At 38.7% G+C, this 16,259-nt stretch carries 15 protein-coding genes and 1 pseudogene; 7 read left to right on the top strand and 9 right to left on the bottom strand.

Annotated features, from left to right (window positions below):
- The first annotated feature begins 11 nt into the window (after window positions 1-11).
- Together GPDM_RS05070 and GPDM_RS05065 are read left to right on the top strand one after the other, a co-directional pair.
- A complete protein-coding gene (locus tag GPDM_RS05070; protein ID WP_008429621.1) occupies window positions 12-2,015 on the top strand; it encodes an ABC1 kinase family protein in 2,004 nt (667 codons plus the stop codon).
- Window positions 2,016-2,169: 154 nt separating this feature from the next.
- On the top strand, window positions 2,170-2,649 hold the full coding sequence (locus GPDM_RS05065; RefSeq protein WP_008429620.1) for a hypothetical protein: 480 nt from the start codon (window positions 2,170-2,172) through the stop codon (window positions 2,647-2,649).
- Window positions 2,650-3,102: 453 nt separating this feature from the next.
- Here GPDM_RS05065 and GPDM_RS05060 read toward each other — a convergent pair whose 3' ends face one another.
- Complete coding sequence (locus GPDM_RS05060) at window positions 3,103-3,489, bottom strand: VOC family protein (protein WP_008429618.1); 387 nt, start codon at window positions 3,487-3,489, stop codon at window positions 3,103-3,105.
- A 214-nt stretch (window positions 3,490-3,703) separates the two neighbouring features.
- Between GPDM_RS05060 and GPDM_RS05055 the strand changes: the two genes are divergently transcribed.
- Both GPDM_RS05055 and GPDM_RS05050 read left to right on the top strand, forming a co-directional pair.
- A complete protein-coding gene (locus GPDM_RS05055) occupies window positions 3,704-4,495 on the top strand; it encodes an AraC family transcriptional regulator (RefSeq protein WP_008429616.1) in 792 nt (263 codons plus the stop codon).
- A 148-nt stretch (window positions 4,496-4,643) separates the two neighbouring features.
- Entirely contained in the window at window positions 4,644-6,746 is a 2,103-nt protein-coding gene (locus tag GPDM_RS05050) for a sensor domain-containing protein (RefSeq protein ID WP_008429615.1), read from the top strand.
- 54 nt (window positions 6,747-6,800) lie between these two features.
- On the opposite strand, the pseudogene GPDM_RS16970 reads toward GPDM_RS05050, so the two are convergent.
- From GPDM_RS16970 to GPDM_RS05015, 8 genes and pseudogenes are all read right to left on the bottom strand, one after another.
- Window positions 6,801-8,326 (bottom strand): annotated as a pseudogene (locus GPDM_RS16970) (thiamine pyrophosphate-binding protein); the annotation flags it as partial.
- 145 nt (window positions 8,327-8,471) lie between these two features.
- The gene (locus GPDM_RS16930) at window positions 8,472-8,606 is read right to left on the bottom strand and encodes a hypothetical protein (RefSeq protein WP_272941507.1); all 135 of its coding nucleotides are present in this window, start codon (window positions 8,604-8,606) and stop codon (window positions 8,472-8,474) included.
- A gap of 82 nt (window positions 8,607-8,688) precedes the next feature.
- A complete protein-coding gene (locus GPDM_RS05040; protein ID WP_008429613.1) occupies window positions 8,689-9,066 on the bottom strand; it encodes a hypothetical protein in 378 nt (125 codons plus the stop codon).
- A 155-nt stretch (window positions 9,067-9,221) separates the two neighbouring features.
- Window positions 9,222-10,430 (bottom strand): Bcr/CflA family efflux MFS transporter, encoded by a 1,209-nt coding sequence (locus GPDM_RS05035; protein ID WP_008429611.1) that lies wholly within the window; start codon window positions 10,428-10,430, stop codon window positions 9,222-9,224.
- Between the two features lie 242 nt (window positions 10,431-10,672).
- Entirely contained in the window at window positions 10,673-11,134 is a 462-nt protein-coding gene (locus GPDM_RS05030; RefSeq protein ID WP_039862898.1) for an NUDIX domain-containing protein, read from the bottom strand.
- A 59-nt stretch (window positions 11,135-11,193) separates the two neighbouring features.
- Window positions 11,194-11,955 (bottom strand): kanamycin nucleotidyltransferase C-terminal domain-containing protein, encoded by a 762-nt coding sequence (locus GPDM_RS05025; RefSeq protein ID WP_008429607.1) that lies wholly within the window; start codon window positions 11,953-11,955, stop codon window positions 11,194-11,196.
- A gap of 65 nt (window positions 11,956-12,020) precedes the next feature.
- Entirely contained in the window at window positions 12,021-12,578 is a 558-nt protein-coding gene (locus GPDM_RS05020; RefSeq protein WP_008429605.1) for a DEAD/DEAH box helicase family protein, read from the bottom strand.
- Between the two features lie 57 nt (window positions 12,579-12,635).
- Window positions 12,636-13,541, bottom strand: coding sequence for a DMT family transporter (locus tag GPDM_RS05015; RefSeq protein ID WP_008429602.1), 906 nt, complete (start codon window positions 13,539-13,541; stop codon window positions 12,636-12,638).
- A gap of 695 nt (window positions 13,542-14,236) precedes the next feature.
- Here GPDM_RS05015 and GPDM_RS05005 point away from each other — a divergent pair.
- The 3 genes from GPDM_RS05005 to GPDM_RS04995 all read left to right on the top strand — a co-directional run bounded on the left by GPDM_RS05005 (window position 14,237) and on the right by GPDM_RS04995 (window position 16,175).
- A complete protein-coding gene (locus GPDM_RS05005; protein ID WP_008429598.1) occupies window positions 14,237-14,644 on the top strand; it encodes a hypothetical protein in 408 nt (135 codons plus the stop codon).
- A 200-nt stretch (window positions 14,645-14,844) separates the two neighbouring features.
- A complete protein-coding gene (locus GPDM_RS05000; protein WP_008429596.1) occupies window positions 14,845-15,525 on the top strand; it encodes an HAD family hydrolase in 681 nt (226 codons plus the stop codon).
- 197 nt (window positions 15,526-15,722) lie between these two features.
- A complete protein-coding gene (locus GPDM_RS04995) occupies window positions 15,723-16,175 on the top strand; it encodes a GNAT family N-acetyltransferase (protein ID WP_008429594.1) in 453 nt (150 codons plus the stop codon).
- Window positions 16,176-16,259 lie beyond the last annotated feature (84 nt).

The following is a 16,259-nucleotide window of genomic DNA, read 5'->3' as shown; positions in this document are numbered from 1 at the left end:
GAATCTCTTCCATGATTTACTTCATTATGCTGCTGGAATTATTGGTCATCGGATTATTTATCTATTATGTAAGTGGTCGATTGATGGGTTCAAAAGTCAATTTTACTAAGAGAATTCTTTCTGTGTTGTTAGGTGTTAGTTTGACGACTTTTGTTTATTGGTATTCGTATTTGCGTCATACGGACTTTTTAAGCGAAGGAATTGGATTTGCCGTCGCTGACGCTAGCGCCATCATTTGGGTCGGCAGCATGCTGCTCATTTCTATGCTGTTTTATTTGTTTTTCGAGTTGTTTGATCCTATGGAACTTGGCGAGCGTGGAGAACGGATTACGGGTCAAAAGTTCATCGTCCAGCGATTGAGACACCGCTGGAGACGTCAAAAACGGCTGAGTCAAGTGTTGGAAATCGCCGTTAGAAACGGGTTTTCACGTACCATCCGTTATGCACGTCACCGGGAAAGTAACCGCGATTTCGCCATTGCTTTTCGCGATACATTAGAACAAAGTGGTGGCATTTTCATCAAGTTCGGGCAAGTATTATCTACACGGACCGAGTTGTTTTCACCAGTTTTTATAGAAGAACTAGAAACTTTGCAGCAAGATGTTAAACCGTTAACAAGTGAACAAGTAACTGCCATTTTAAAGAAATCGTTAGCTGCTGGAGTCGAAGATGTATTTTCGGAATTTAATATGGAACCACTGGCTGCCGGATCAATTGGTCAAGTTCATCAAGCTGTATTGAAATCAACGCAAGAAAAAGTGGTCGTCAAGCTATTGCGTCCTGAAGTAAAAGGCGTTATGCGCAACGATTTGGATATTCTGGTTGAGTTTGCCGAATGGGTGACGAGTAAATCCACTTGGGCTGAAAACATCGGATTTCGTGAGTTAGCGATTGGCTTTGCGAACGGTTTGCGTGAAGAAATCAATTTTGAAATTGAAACGCGCAATACCATTCAAGTCGCAAATGCGTTAAGAAAAAGTGATTACCCAGTGAAAATTCCGCATGTATATCAGGAGTATTGCAACGATAATTTGATCGTCATGCAATATTTTAAAGGCAAAAGTATTTCGCGTGGGCAAGCTGTTTTTGATCAGTTTGGAATCGATCAAAAAGAATTTGGTCGGACGGTGTTGTTTTCGTTTTTTGAGCAAATGCTGTTTTCAGGCATTTTTCATGCCGATCCGCATCCTGGTAATATTTTTATTGATGAACAAGATGGCAAACCCATCTTACTCGATTTTGGAGCTGTAGGACGTCTCGCAGCGCAACAGCAAGACGGATTAAACCTCTTTATCATCGGTGTTCAACAAAACGATGCAGAAGTTATTTGTGACGCGATTAATGTACTGGTAGAAGACAATAGCCATATTGATCGTCAAAAACTTGAACAATCAGTCGGTCAATTGCTGCTGAAAATTGCCTATGTCGATAAAATTCAAACTGAAGAACTGATTCATGCGATGTTTGATATTGTTCGTGAATTCGGGTTATCGTTTTATCCTTCAGTCGGAATGGCACTTCGGTCATTAATCAGCCTGGACGGCACTTTACACACGATAGACCCGAAATTTGATATGTTTACCGAAGCAAAAGTGTTTGCGAAAAAATACAAAACGGCTGTCTTGAAAAAGCCCTTTAAAGAGCCACGCGAAACAAAACAAAAAGTAGAAGAAGAGTTAGCGTTATTAATCCCAGAGCTGATGAAGTTGCCTAAACGCGCCGATCAGCTGATTCAGCGCATAGAAGGTGGCAAAATGATTCTCCATCATGATGTCTTTTCGGATAAACATAATGCCAATTTCATCTTGCAACTGTTCTCACGGTTTGTGTTATTGTTCTCAGGAATCACATTTGGACTGATTTCAGCAGCACTACTAGCCATCGCACAATTTATTAATAATGCTTACGCTGTGTACTTGAATACAGCCGCTTATACAGGACTGTTTCTTTGTGTCATATTGCTTGTTCGATTGTCGATTCAAGCGATACGTGATATGAAACGCAGCAATACGTAAGAAAACCTGCATCCTATAGAGGGTGTGGGTTTATTTCTTATTACTAGTTATTTGTATCGGAATGTTTTTCCCTTATTATGGATTAAATTGGTGCACGTAAAACTTCGGAGATGATAAGATTTAACTATAAATAGAATGAAAGGTGGCATTTGTATTGTTAAGGAAAATAGTTATTGGAGTTCCGTTCATTATTCTCATTGGTCTAATTCTTATCATCTTAAAAGTTAATGTAGAAGATTCAAATACAATCGTAATTAAAGAAACGGAAGAAGACGTTGCTAATGAAAATGAAATGTGGAAAAAGGAAAATCTATCAGCAGATTCGTCTGAAATAGTAGCGGAAGGTCCAATCCAGTTAATTTATAAAAGCTGGAGCCGTTTGAGTGAAAAAGAAAAACTTAATGTGTCGAGTTCTTCAAAGAGCGAAGAGATTTTATCATCAGTAGGTCCAACTACAATAGAAATAATTCCTGAAGTAATGGACGCAACTTATTTTAAACTTCAAGCACTTCGAGAGACCGCAAATCGTTTAACGAGTAACGAAGAATTATCAGAAGAAAAACGAATTGTTTTGACGAACGAATTTGAAACTCAGTTGAATAGTTTGTATGTAGATAGTTTAGATTTAAATTAAAACAAAAAAAACTAGCAGCCTAAGTAAAGGTAGCAGTTTTTTTGTTTGTTGTAAATTTAAAATCGAAGAGATATCTAAAATTGCTTAGAAAATAAAGTAAGAGAAGAGGCCAACACAAAAAGCACTCTTTTTCATAAATTTAATTTAAGTAGACATAATATAAATTATCGGAAGTAGTGTTTCACTCAATAAGTATACTTAAGACAGTGAGACAAAATCTATTTTTAAGCGTTTTTACGTCATTTTAAGCTAAATTCTATGGTTAGCTATCTGTGTGTGGTTTTCTATGTATTGCTGTTACTAATTTTATTTTCGCTCAGCAAATTTAATTACGGAAGAATTTTATCTCTAAAAAGTTCTTCCGTAAGGTTTATTTTAAAATTTCGTTTTACCTAAATACAAATAACCACGGTCACGTATTTTAATAGCTGTAAACTAACAATCTTCGTTAAACTACATCACCAGCAAATTCCACCGATGTCCATCCAAATCTGCAAATCCTGCGCCGTACAATCCATTACGCTCTGTTGGCTCACCAAACACAAATCCACCTGCTTGTTTCACTTTTCCGATCGTCTCATCAAGTTCCTCTTTAGTATCTACTGAGATTGAAAACAATACTTCTGTCGACTCGTTTGTGTCCGTTAAGTCGTTTTGCGTAAACCCTTTAAATTGCTCATCTAGAAATAACATAATCTGCACTTGTGGATTGCCTACTACTAAACCCACCATTTGATCTGTCTTAAGACGATTTTCCATGATTGGTACGCCAATGCTGCTAAAAAATTCCTTTGAACGTTTTAAATCATGAACAGGTAGATTAATCCATAATTGTTTCATCAGACTCAACCTTCTTTCGTTTTTTTATGATTATTTAAAGATTATTGTAGTTTAATTTTCAGAATATTCATATCAGATTGATTTAGTATGTGAAAATAAATCTACCTATTAATTCTTGTCTCAACCATTCAATTTATCTTTAAATTTACCGGTATTATACAGATTTTCTTATCAATTCTTGTTAAACTTAAAGAAAAAGAAATGAGCGATTAATTTGCCTCTAGCCATGGATTCTATCTTATTTCACAGCATTCAATCTTTCTCAGTGCCATACGGAACATCGCAGCATTATCAGCTCCACCACCACCCCGATACGATAGAATTGCTTCTAGTGTTATCGGGTACGGTTCACTGTAAAATTGACGGACAAATTTACATAGCTCCCGCTGGAACGGTTCTTTTTATACAAGCTGGTTCTTGGCATGAGCAACTGTATACTGCTTCTGACAAGCATTGTGGGTACCGCCTTACCTTTTGTCCGGTAGACTCCACTAATTACGGTGACTTGCCTCCTATTATTCCGATCAAACCCATAGACAGCTTAAAAACGCTCTTTATGCAGTTGCAACAAGAAAAAGAGTATCTACGAACTGATTCTAAACAAATGGCTCACCATTTAATAAATTCAATCCTATTACATGTTTACCGCTCTGCAAGTAAACATGAATCATGTAGCTACTCAAATTTAGAAGAAACGGTTCAAGAGATTAAACATTATATGGAGGAAAATCATGCTAAGTCGCTATCATTAGAAGATCTTGCTGCTCGATTTAACCTAACTAAATACCAATTAGCACGTCTTTTTAAAAAGATTACGGGCATGAGTCCACTTCAGTACATCATCTCTTGTCGTATCACTACGGCGAAATACTTGTTGCGTACAAGTGATAACTCCGTCTCGAAAATCGCTGTTAAAATCGGATACAAAAGCGATACACAGTTTCAAGCAGCATTTAAGACTATTGTGGGTGTTACACCAAGGCAATATCGGGTAAACAGCAAATAACAGAGCTTTAATTGATAAAATTAGTTAAATTAAAATATAAATGGCATTAGTTTGAAAATTACTTTATCATACTTAACATAAATATATATAGGTATACGACGCTACGATAAGATGGTAGAAAATTTCGGATGACAAGGAGACCAGATTCGTGAAGAATGACAATAACAAATTGGGAACCTCCAAACATAAAGAATCACCATCATCGGATGATTTGTTGCATCAAGATTTGTTTGATGAAATTGTTCAGCAAATTCCCATCAGTTTATATGTATTAAATGGATCGGCTTATTCTTATGTGAACGAGCATTTCTGTAAATTGGTAGGCTATGAGGAAAAGGAAATTTTAAATGGATCGATTACTTTAGAAGATTTAATTCACCCAGAAGATTTCTCTGTTATTCAAAAGCGTATCTTTACGGAGTATGATAGCAAAGACGCGTTTGCACGGTACCGTGTAAGGATTTACAGAAGTGATGGTCAATTGCTTCATGTTGAAATTCATTCCACTAAAAAGAAGTGGCAAGGGAAAAACGTGCTATTTGGTACGGTGATCGACATTACAGCTGAAGTAACAGCCAATCTAAAATTAAAAGAAAAAGAAGAACGACTTGATTCGCTCTTTACTTATAACCCGGATGCGATATTTACTTTTGATATGGAAGGAAATTTTCAATCAGCCAATCCGGGATGCGAAATAATTTCGGGTTATACCACTGAAGAAATATTGCAACTGTCTTTCACTCCCTTTATCGTTTCAGAAGATTTACCAAAAGCCTTTTTTCACTTTCATAACGCGTTAAATGGCAACGCGAGTACTTATGAAATCAGTATGATTCGAAAAGATGGAGAAACAAGAACATTACTGGTAACCAATTTTCCGATGAAATCTGGTGGCAACATCGTAGGTGCCTATGGTATGGCTAAAGATATTACTGTAGAAACAGAATATAAAAAGCTAATGGAAGGAATGGGATTTTTTGATTCCCTCACTCATTTGCCGAACCGAACTTTATTTGAAGATCATGTAAAGCAAGCGATCGAAAGTAAAGACCGCAATGAAAAGGACCTCGCCGTATTGTTCTTGAATTTAGATCGCTTTAAATTGATCAATGATTCGTTCGGCCATCAGTTTGGCGATGAATTTTTAAAAGATATTGCACACCGACTGTCCGAAAATATTGATGCGAATTGCACAGTTGGACGGTTTGCGGGAGACGAATTTGCGGTACTCTTACAAGGGCTGGAACAATACCAGGTATTCCAATTAGCAGAGCGATTTAATGACGTGTTAGCTAAACCATTTGAAGCCTTAGGGCATTCTGTATCCATTACTGCGAGTATCGGTATAGCCTTTAGCAGTGAAGCGAATGAAAGTGTAGATAGATTGATCAAAAAAGCAGACTCTGCGATGAACTACACAAAAAAACACAAAATCGCACAATATACGGTTTATTCTGAAGAACTGGACCAACAGTCAGCTTATCGACTGACCATTGAAAGAGAATTAAAATCAGCCCTTACAAATCAAGAGATGACTCTTCATTATCAACCCATCATCGATTTGAAAAATAATCGATTGAGTGCAATGGAAGCATTAATTCGCTGGAACCACCCGGAACTCGGATTTATCCCTCCCGATTTCTTTATTCCGATTTCTGAGGAAACGGGCCAAATCGTACCGCTAGGCCGGTGGGTACTTTATACAGCGTGCGCACAAAATAAAGCGTGGCAAGACCAAGGTCACCCACCTATTAAGATTTGTGTCAACATTTCCACAATCCAATTGCAACAACTCGATTTTGTCGAAACTGTTATCGAAATTCTCGAAGAAACCGGACTAAACGCTCAGTGGTTGGAACTAGAAGTAACCGAAAGCATTTTGTTGGTCGATACGAAGCTTCTGAAAAGCAGTTTACACCAGTTAAAAAAACTAGGTGTATCGATGTCGATTGATGATTTTGGTACAGGCTTTACGTCACTTAGTTATTTACGGCAATTTTCATTTGACCGCATCAAGATTGATCGCAGTTTTGTTGGGGACATCAGCAATGACCTGAACGGCAAAGCCATTACCGCTACGATTATTTCATTGGCACATGCCTTGAATATGACGGTCGTTGCAGAAGGCATTGAAGACTCGACGCAACTGACCTTTTTACAAGGTGAAAATTGCGATGAAGGACAAGGGTATTATTTTGGTCGACCCTTGTCTGCAGAGTTGCACGATTTGACCACGGTATATAAAAAATAACCAAAATAAAAAAGCGGACGATTTTATTCGTTCCGCTTTTTTGTTTTGGATTTAAGAAGGCGGTGTGCTGTCTTCTACAAACACATCGATAATTACCGGTTTCCGACTAACTTTCGCTTGTGTCAGTGCCTGCCTCAGCTCGTCCCTGCTTTTAGCGGTATACCCTTCTCCTCCGCAAGCACGAGCAAAGACGGCAAAGTCGATATTTGCTAAGTCGACTTGTGTAGCCTTGTTGCCCATTTCTTGTTGTTCGTGTTCAATCAATTGGAGTTTTTGGTTATTAAAAACGACGAGAATCATTGGTAAGTCGTATTTAACTGCTGTGACAAAGTCTTGCATGCCCATTGAAAAGCCACCATCCCCGAGTATAGCCACAACTTGCTTGTCGGGATACGCCAGCTTCGCTGCAATGGCACCCGGCAGGCCGCACCCCATCGTCCCGAGCCACGCCGACAACACGAGTTGTTGATTGTTTAGTTGCAAATAGCGCGCTACCCATAACGTAATACTGCCAACATCGAGTGAGACGATGGCGTTCTCTTGTAAAATGCGTTGCACTTCCGCTATGACGTGCTGCGGCTGCAATTGCTGAGTTTCTGTATTCATGTCCTGTTGCAACGTGTCATGCCACCGTTCACGCTTTTGCTGGTACGTTAAAAGAAAGGCATCTTCTTTTTCCATTAGTCTGTCAGTCAACCAAGTAGCAGTTGGTGCCAGTTCGCCCACTAGCCCAAGCAACACCGGATAATACTTACCGATTACTTTCGGATCTGTATCAATTTGAATAGCAGCTACATCTGCAGGCAAATAATCTCGGTATGGAAAAGCAGTACCTGCTAGGATCAGTAAGTCTGTTTCTTGCATAGCCTGTTCAGCTGGATCAGTCCCCAACTTTCCCAGTTGACCGAGATTATGTGGATGGTCGTCCGGAATAATGCCTTTCGCTGGAAAGAAGCTATCAATGGCGCTTTCAGCTTTTCTGCCAATGCCAATATTTCTGCCGTTGCCCCTTTTGCCCCTTTACCGGCCAATATCACGGGTTTTTTTGCGGCATTTAGCAATTTTAATGCGTCTTGCAAGTCTTCTTCAGAAGCTCGTATATTCGGTCTAGAAAAAATAGCGGACGTAAGTGGTTTTTCATGTTTGATTTTCGTGCTAAACAAATTACCAGAAACAATCAATACTGTAGGTCCTTTTTCAGCATAGGCAGTACGAATCGCTTGATTCAGCATATCTGGGAGTTGTTCTGCATGCTGAACTGACCGATTATAAACAGCGACTTCCTCAAACAGAGATTCCATTTTAAGCTCTTGAAACGTATCTGTTCCGACCAACTGACTATCGACTTGTCCAATAATGGCTAGCACGGGTGTTTTGTCTTTTTGCGCATCGTATAGCCCGTTTAACAGATGAACCGCTCCGGGACCTGCAATAGACAAGCAAACGCCGATGTGTCCAGTCAATTTGGAATAAGCGGCGGCTGCTAAGGCACCGGTTTCTTCGTGCCGAACTTGGATATAACGAATGCTTTCTTCTTTTCGCAATTCTTCCATCAATTCATTGATCGAGTCTCCGGGCATCCCGTAAATGTGATTTACTTTCCACTCTTTCAGCAATTCGGTGACATAACTCCCTGCTGTTTTGTCGAACATGAATATCCCTCGCTCTCTAATATTGAGACAAGCTTTTTGCTTTTTTGTTCCTTATACCTCGTGTTAGGAAACATTAAACAAAAAAGACGCTTAAATTGCGGATAGCAACATAAGCGTCTTTCCATTTACGGATGTTTTCGATTTTTATCACAGTCTCGGTAATGCGTACAACCACTTCTTCGACACCTACTATAGCTAACCTTCTCATAGCCTATGCACCAAAATGCCAAAGACAAACCGATTAAAAGACCTCCTAACAATGAGTCGAAAAACTTCGGCATCTCTACATATTAGTTTTCATTTGTTAAAATCATACTCTCAGTTTGTCCATTCCAACTAAGTTCGACTAGAATCTTATCGTCTTTTTGAATAACCGCACATCCTTCACAACTGACCGTTCCAATGCTTCCCTGTCCATTTTCTAACGTAACTCCAGTTCCATCGGATCCAGCAGAAGTTGTTGTTATTTTGTAATCCACTGTTTCAGGTGCTTCTCCTTTGCCAGTATAAGTAACCGTTCCACTCTTTTCTTGGCTGTCAACACCTGTAACATCCACAATATAATTCATATCCCAGTTGTCACTGCTCCCTGTAAAACTGTATCGATCGGTCTTGTTTCCGCATGCTGTTAATAGAAGTAACATGATCAACACCATAATCTTTTTCATATAGAACCCTCCTAGGATAGCTTACTCTTCACTAATACACCTAATATACCAAATAAAACCAGTTGATGCGATTATTGATTGAATGTTCCCTTAATTTATGAACACAAAAAAACAAGAACAAGAAGAATTTCCCCTGCTCTTGTTTTTGATTTACATCATTGTTCGACTTGCTGTCGGTGTCCAGTTAAAGTGAAAAAGACAATCATTCCCAGTACAGACGTTCCAAATAATAGAGCGCCCATTGGAATTGCGGAAGTTTCATTGATTCCGACGAGCGGAGACACAAGCGAGCCAATAACTAAAGGCAACATTCCAATTACAGCACTGGCACTCCCTGCTCTATGTCCCTGCCCTTTCATCGCCAATGTAAACGAACTCGTAAAAATCATACCAATCGAAATCATGTAAATAAAAATCGAAATGACAAGTGATGCGAGAGGTCCTTGAATGATCGTCATAATCAACAAGACAAACGTAGCACTCACTGCGACAACCACCGCGCCTTGTAACAAACGATGCTCAGAAACAATGCCACCAAACTTCCCAATGATAAAACTACCAAGAATCATGGCGATGCCGTTAATGCCAAACAATACACTAAAAGTTTGAGGTGAAACGCCGTATATCTCTTGGTAAACAAAAGGCGTCCCAGCAACATACGCAAAACTACCTCCGTGGATCAAGCCCACGACTAAAGCGTACCCAATATAAGGGCGTTCTTTAAACAAACTGCCCATCGTCCGAATTGAATGGCTAATCGAACTCGGCACACGTTGTTCAGGAGGCAAAGTTTCAGGTAAGCGCAATATCACCACGATCACCATCATCACGCCTAGCAATCCAAGAAAATAAAAAATCGTTTCCCATCCTGCAAACGGCAAAGCCAGTATCGCGCCACCCGCAATCGGTGCAGCCATAGGAGCTACTGCGTTAATCACCATTAACAACGCAAAAAACTTTGTCATTTCGCGTCCAGTAAACACATCACTAACGACCGCTCTTGATAACACCACACCACCCGATGCCGTAAATCCTTGGACAAAGCGAGCCGCAACTAGTGTTTCAATGTTCGGCGCAACTGCACACAGCACAGACGACAGCGCAAACAAAATAACGGAAATTATGAGAGGCTTCCGTCTCCCCACCGCGTCACTAAATGGTCCAACGACGATTTGCCCAGCAGCGAGTCCGATTAAACACGCAGTCAAACTAAGCTGCACTAGTGAGACGTGTGCATCGAGTTCATCAGCGATTGCAGGAAAAGCCGGTAAATACATATCAATATTCAACGGCGCTAAAATTCCGAGCATGCTGAGGATCAATGCGAGACCTAGCCGTTTTCTTCCTTTCGGGTTTTGCATCATATCTTACTAACACCTTTCACTTCTCTATATATCCTCCATTACTATACAGCATTTTTACAATTGATGGCAGTAGCTTTTAAGGAGACCCTATCTCTTTCGCATGACTTCGCTACGGGTACGTGATTTTATTTCTTGTTTTGGTTTGTTTATTGTTGATTTAGTTGCTTTGTTTTGAATTTAGAAGTAAATCCTTAAGTAGATAACTACATTTATATTAAAAAAACCATATCCACTCTTTTATGTTAGTTAATATCCCCTAAATACACAGCGATTTTCTTTGCATGAGCAAACTGCTGGATCGGTAACCGGATTTCTTTCGGATATATACGGTACTCTTGTAATTTAGAAATTGCTACCCACTCACTACCTATTTGATGAGAATCAGGATTAGACGGAATGGGCACTTCTACCGCTTGAGCATCAATTGTACAAACAAAATAAAACTCAATTTGGTGAAAGTCTCGATCATGCGCATGTTCATGATTTTTACCTATGTATTCGCGTATATGTAACAGTTCTCCCACTATAACTTGGTACCCTATTTCTTCTAAGCACTCTCGTTTAATGGTTTGGACTAATACTTCCCCGTGTTCTTGTCCCCCACCAGGAAACAAATAAAAGATGCCTTCTGAGTCTATATTTTTTGTCAGTAGCACATGACCCTCTTTTTCGATTACCGCTTTTGCAGAATTCCGTATATGCATTTGATCAGCTCCTCCGTTTTGAAATACTACTAAATTAAAAACAGTTTCCCGCTCCAACACTAAAACGGAAGTTCTTTGAGCCGGTAATCCAATCCCAATGACTCCACCCAATCATTTAACCCTGTCCATAAATTTTCACAAAGCTGATAAACCATTTCCGTATCCATCAGCTGCCCATTTTTCACGTGCTGCACCATTTCTTTGTAACCAGAAGGCACGGACTCTATCTGTATGGATTCTTCGTAAGTTTTCGCTCTTGTACTGTAGTATGTATGGTTTGCAAGACCGATTAACTTGGCCGTTTGCCATACCAAATCGTTTGCGCCAAGTGGGATGTAGTTGTGGTTGCCGCTATGGTAACTATTACGAATTTTTGCTATGGTCTCGTATGGCTCCCACACCATGAATTCTTTCATTACACGGTGAGCAGATGAACTCAACCCTTCAAAAGGCAAGCTTTTCACTTGTTCAAACAGGTTTGTAGGATCGTATACAGGTAAAACATGGATAAACGCTCCGGCTTTGATCGCCCAAGCATCATCAATCTTTTTGGCTTTCTCAAAAAACGCCTGCTTGTCATGAAAACCAATCTCGATTTTGAACTTGTCGTAAATAAATTCAAGATCTTCTATCGAATGATACTCTTTTGTCACCACATGCATTTCAATATCTGAATACGGTCCTTCTGTCTCTAACGCTATAGAGCCGTATACGCCGATGGCTAGTAGCTGCTCACCGTAAGCTGCCAATAACCGTTCTTTTAATACAGCAATCATGTCTACTTTTTCACTTCGAGTAGTAGATACAGGATACGTTAACAATACAACTACCTCCTTACATAACATCTATTTCTGCTTACAAACAGTCGAAAGTTTTTCCCCGCCATTTACAAGTTAAAATGATCTTTAATCTTCACCGCAACGCTTTTGGGACATAGATGTGTATTATCAATCCGCATATAATTGGTTGCTTGAATTTCGTTTGGCAACGAGTTTAACCGATAGGTATTCATCGACTCAATCAATTCAAGTTCAGATGCTCTGGTGTTTCGCTTTGTGGGTTTGTGTTCAAGGCGATGCGCCGAGCGATTCCGCTCCATACGTTCGGTGACTTCCGCTTCTAGTTCAACAAAATAAACTTCTCCTCCGGCCGCTTCAAAAATCGCCCGTGTATGTTCGACAAAATCCCAATCCTCTTGGCAATCAAAGGCCCATACATAGGTAAAAATCATGCCTTCTTCCTTACTATTGGCGAACGATTTGAAGATCTCTTGACGAAACAGGGTTGAAAGCCGCCACGTTTCATCACCAAACTCAAACAAAGGATGCAACAGTTCAATGGTCATGTGATTGTGAAACAGTTTTAACGAAGTGTTTTTTTCAAGTTCGTGTCCAATCGTCATCTTGCCGACAGCTTGTGGACCAAATAGCATGATAAATTTCATTAGATCCTCCTTTTGAGTAGTAAAGAGATTGTTTAACTAAATCACGCCCCCGCTTGGTCAAATTGCTGCGGGCGATTGATTGGCTTTTTGTTTATTGGATTCCTGTACAATAATGACCGAGCTGATCACCATGATCATGCCGAGGTATTGCCATGTTGATAAGGTTTCATTAAAGATAAAGAACCCTACGACCGAAGCAACGACAGGTTCAATCGTTGCGATAATAGAGGCGCGGCTTGACTCGACATATTGAAGGCCTTTTGTATAGAAAATAAATGGCAACATGGTCGAAAGAAAGCCAAGTCCAATTACCAGTCCAAGTACTTTTAAATCCGTCAAAGTAGAAAGTTTCGAACCTAATCCACTAAAAGGAACGATAGCCACGGTCGCGAAAAGAAACGTGTATACCGTAACGGTTAACGAGTCATATTTTGATAAGGCTGCTTTTCCAAATATGCTGTAAAGGGCATAGAAAAATCCTGATCCGAGTCCAAGGATTAATCCATAAATTGAAATGGATGCGGTAGAACTAGAAAAGATTCCAATAACAAGCGAGCACCCTATTAACGTAACGAGGAGGGCTGTGAGTTTACGAGCGGTTAATGCTTCTTTAAAGAAGATTCGCGATAAAATCGTCACAAACGCCGGTGCTGTATACAGCAAAATAAAAGCAATCGAAATAGAAGACTCTCTCATCGAACTAAACAAACACCAGTTAAAGAGAACGATACTAATAATACCGGTACCTATGAAATACTTAGAATCCTTCACCTTTATTTTGAACAACTGCCGATTTTTCATCAAAACATAAGGAACCATAAAGATAGAAGCTGTTAACACACGTACAGCAACCACTTCAAGTGGCGTAAATCCTACTTCATAAAGGTAAGTGACAAAAACCCCGATAACGCCCCATAGTGAAGCCCCGATTGCAATAAGTAGCCACGCTGATTTATTTTCCATCCTATCCCTCCTGACTATAATTTATTTATACTACCATAGGATGCATTAACCCATCTAAAAAAACTGAAGTTTTCTTGTTTTTTCTTGATTTTGCTTAGATAGATTTACTGGACTAAATAGAGGCGACTTATAATTATTTGAAATTTTATTCTACTGGTATCGATAATTCCTCTGTTTCTTATACTTAAATGGTATATTTATGGAAAGTAATTATATTAAATAATCGGTATATACGAGGGGCGATAATAATGAATAAGCGAAGTGAAGCTACACCTAATTTTATAATAGTGATGTCTATTATTTTCGGCCTATTTATAGTTTTTCAAAGTGTTCAAGTTATTAGCACGCCTCATACGTTTGTAAAAGTTGTAAACTTAATCTCTATAATTTTTTTATCTGGAGTAATAGGATCCTTCATTAGAGAAATATTTATTTTAAAGAAAAAATAAATATTAATTTATTTCTACAACTCTCGAGTGCAATTGTTGAGTGAACGTTTTTTGCTTTCTCTTTTGTTCTAGTTTTGAGGTGAAAGTAGTTTTAATAGTGTATAAAATCCTCTGTTGCTACAACCAACTGTATACTTATAGAAAGTGTCTACATACATTGCCAACAATTTTAAGTTTCTTTGAAGTCTTTTTTTAGCAAGATCTGTATTTAATAAATTGGCGCTTTTTAACAAGGAGGTTATGAAGATGAGTTTAGCAGGCTATATTGGATGCAATATAGAAATACCGCTTAGTGACCCTGATTCTAATGATTTAATAATCATTGATAACTGTTTTTCAAGCAAGTTCGACCGTCAAAATGTACAGAAGTATCAGTTCACCACGCCCTATGTCTATGAGGTATCGAGTGATTGGGGAATTGAAATTTCGAAATCTACGAACACTAGTACATCAATTGAATCAAAAAAGAAGCTAATTAGGCTTTGTGAAATCATGGACAGTTATCTTGAAAAAGGTGATTTTTTTGAGCATTACACTTGTTGGATCGGCGAGGAAAGTGAGAAGCGCTCAAGCAACTTAATCTTGAAGCTTAATGAGTTTGATATTGATCAAATTGAAATGCCAGAAAAAACATTCGTACGATTTGAAAAATGAGCTCTTCGTTAACTACTAAATCTTATTGCAAAAGAAATAACCGCAAGAAGAGTGGACTGGAGCCACTCTTTTTTTATGCTTATCTCTATATATCAAAAATAAAGTGAAGAGTTAACAAATGTACTTTAATAATGACAATCTTCTGTTTTCATAACCGAATGGTATATTTATAAGAAGAATTCGCCATAGGGGTTGAAAAGATGATAAAAGCTGTCCTATTTGATTTTGATGGAACTTTGTTAAATCGAGACGCTTCAGTAAAAGCATGTATTGACAATCAATACGATCGATTGAAGAAATGGGTTGGTCACGTCCCGAAAGAACAATACATGACTCGATTTATCGAACTCGATAAGCGTGGATACGTTTGGAAAGACACGGTTTATCGACAATTGACTCAAGAATTCTCTATTTCCACGATAACTTGGGAGGAATTGCTTCAAGATTACATCCGTGAGTTTCAATTCCATTGTGTCCCCTTCGATCAGTTATTTCAGATGTTAGAAGATTTAAAGAGTAAAAACCTTCTACTCGGTATGATCACCAACGGTTATGGGCAATTCCAAATGGCTAACATCAAGGCGTTAGGAATTGAAAACTATTTTGATGTAATCTTAGTTTCTGAGTGGGAAGGCATCAAAAAGCCAGATCCTGAGATTTTTAATCGAGCTTTGCGAAAACTTGATGTATCACCAAAGCACAGTGTATTTGTTGGAGATCATCCTGAAAACGATGTAAAGGCTGCACAATACATTGGAATGAAAGGGATTTGGAAAAACGATAGTCAATGGACGAATGTTGATGCTGATTTCACAGTGGATGATTTGAAAGAATTGCCATTACTCGTTGAACATTTAATGAGAGAAATAGAAATCATTTAGAATACACTTTTATAGTTATTGAGCATTAAGTTAAAGACGTTGCTCTTTTGTGTGAATTTACAACGAGGGCTATTGATGTGTTGGCTCATTGGCATGTTGGATTAAATAGTATTGTGATTAAGAGAGATTAATCTTCAACAAATGAGCCATATTACTGAGCCTTGAAAAATAACTGGAAGGAATTTAGATGAATGAAAATGGATATAAGGAAATTGAGAAAAGGCGAAAAACTCCCGATGGAATTATTATTACTGGCTGATCCTTCGAGTGAAATTGTTGAAAAATACATCACTAAAGGCGAATGTTTTATAGCTGAATTTGGACACCAAACCTTGGGTGTTTATGTCTTACTTCCAACAAGACCTCAGATAGTAGAGCTTGTGAATGTTGCTGTCATTGAAGACCAGTACGGTAAGGGAATAGGCAAACAACTAGTTTTGGATGCAGTAAGAGTAGCTAAAACTAAAGGTTATAAAACAATTGAAATCGGAACGGGAAATTCAAGTGTAGGTCAACTGGCTCTTTACCAAAAATGTGGATTTAGAATAATTGGTATAGATACGGATTTTTTTATTCGGCATTATTCTGAGAATATCTTTGAAAACGGTATTCAATGCAGAGATATGATTCGTTTATCTCAAGATTTATAAGGTGAAAAGCTTTCCACAAACGGATGCGGTTGTTGAGTAATCGTTTTAGAAAAGAAGATGTAAGCTGGTCAATTACTAGAGCTT

The sequence above is a fragment of the Planococcus donghaensis MPA1U2 genome (genome assembly GCF_000189395.1).
In the GTDB taxonomy this organism is placed as follows: domain Bacteria; phylum Bacillota; class Bacilli; order Bacillales_A; family Planococcaceae; genus Planococcus; species Planococcus donghaensis_B.
This window is presented reverse-complemented; position numbering and strand designations above follow the sequence as displayed.

What these genes read in the sequence shown, in the direction of transcription:
- GPDM_RS05070 (WP_008429621.1), top strand. Translation starts at nt 12, where the DNA reads ATGATTTACTTCATTATGCTGCTGGAATTATTGGTCATCGGATTATTT.
- GPDM_RS05060 (WP_008429618.1), bottom strand. Translation starts at nt 3,489, where the DNA reads ATGAAACAATTATGGATTAATCTACCTGTTCATGATTTAAAACGTTCA.
- GPDM_RS16930 (WP_272941507.1), bottom strand. Translation starts at nt 8,606, where the DNA reads ATGAGAAGGTTAGCTATAGTAGGTGTCGAAGAAGTGGTTGTACGCATT.
- GPDM_RS05040 (WP_008429613.1), bottom strand. Translation starts at nt 9,066, where the DNA reads ATGAAAAAGATTATGGTGTTGATCATGTTACTTCTATTAACAGCATGC.
- GPDM_RS05035 (WP_008429611.1), bottom strand. Translation starts at nt 10,430, where the DNA reads ATGATGCAAAACCCGAAAGGAAGAAAACGGCTAGGTCTCGCATTGATC.
- GPDM_RS05030 (WP_039862898.1), bottom strand. Translation starts at nt 11,134, where the DNA reads ATGCATATACGGAATTCTGCAAAAGCGGTAATCGAAAAAGAGGGTCAT.
- GPDM_RS05020 (WP_008429605.1), bottom strand. Translation starts at nt 12,578, where the DNA reads ATGAAATTTATCATGCTATTTGGTCCACAAGCTGTCGGCAAGATGACG.
- GPDM_RS05015 (WP_008429602.1), bottom strand. Translation starts at nt 13,541, where the DNA reads ATGGAAAATAAATCAGCGTGGCTACTTATTGCAATCGGGGCTTCACTA.
- GPDM_RS05005 (WP_008429598.1), top strand. Translation starts at nt 14,237, where the DNA reads ATGAGTTTAGCAGGCTATATTGGATGCAATATAGAAATACCGCTTAGT.
- GPDM_RS05000 (WP_008429596.1), top strand. Translation starts at nt 14,845, where the DNA reads ATGATAAAAGCTGTCCTATTTGATTTTGATGGAACTTTGTTAAATCGA.
- GPDM_RS04995 (WP_008429594.1), top strand. Translation starts at nt 15,723, where the DNA reads ATGGATATAAGGAAATTGAGAAAAGGCGAAAAACTCCCGATGGAATTA.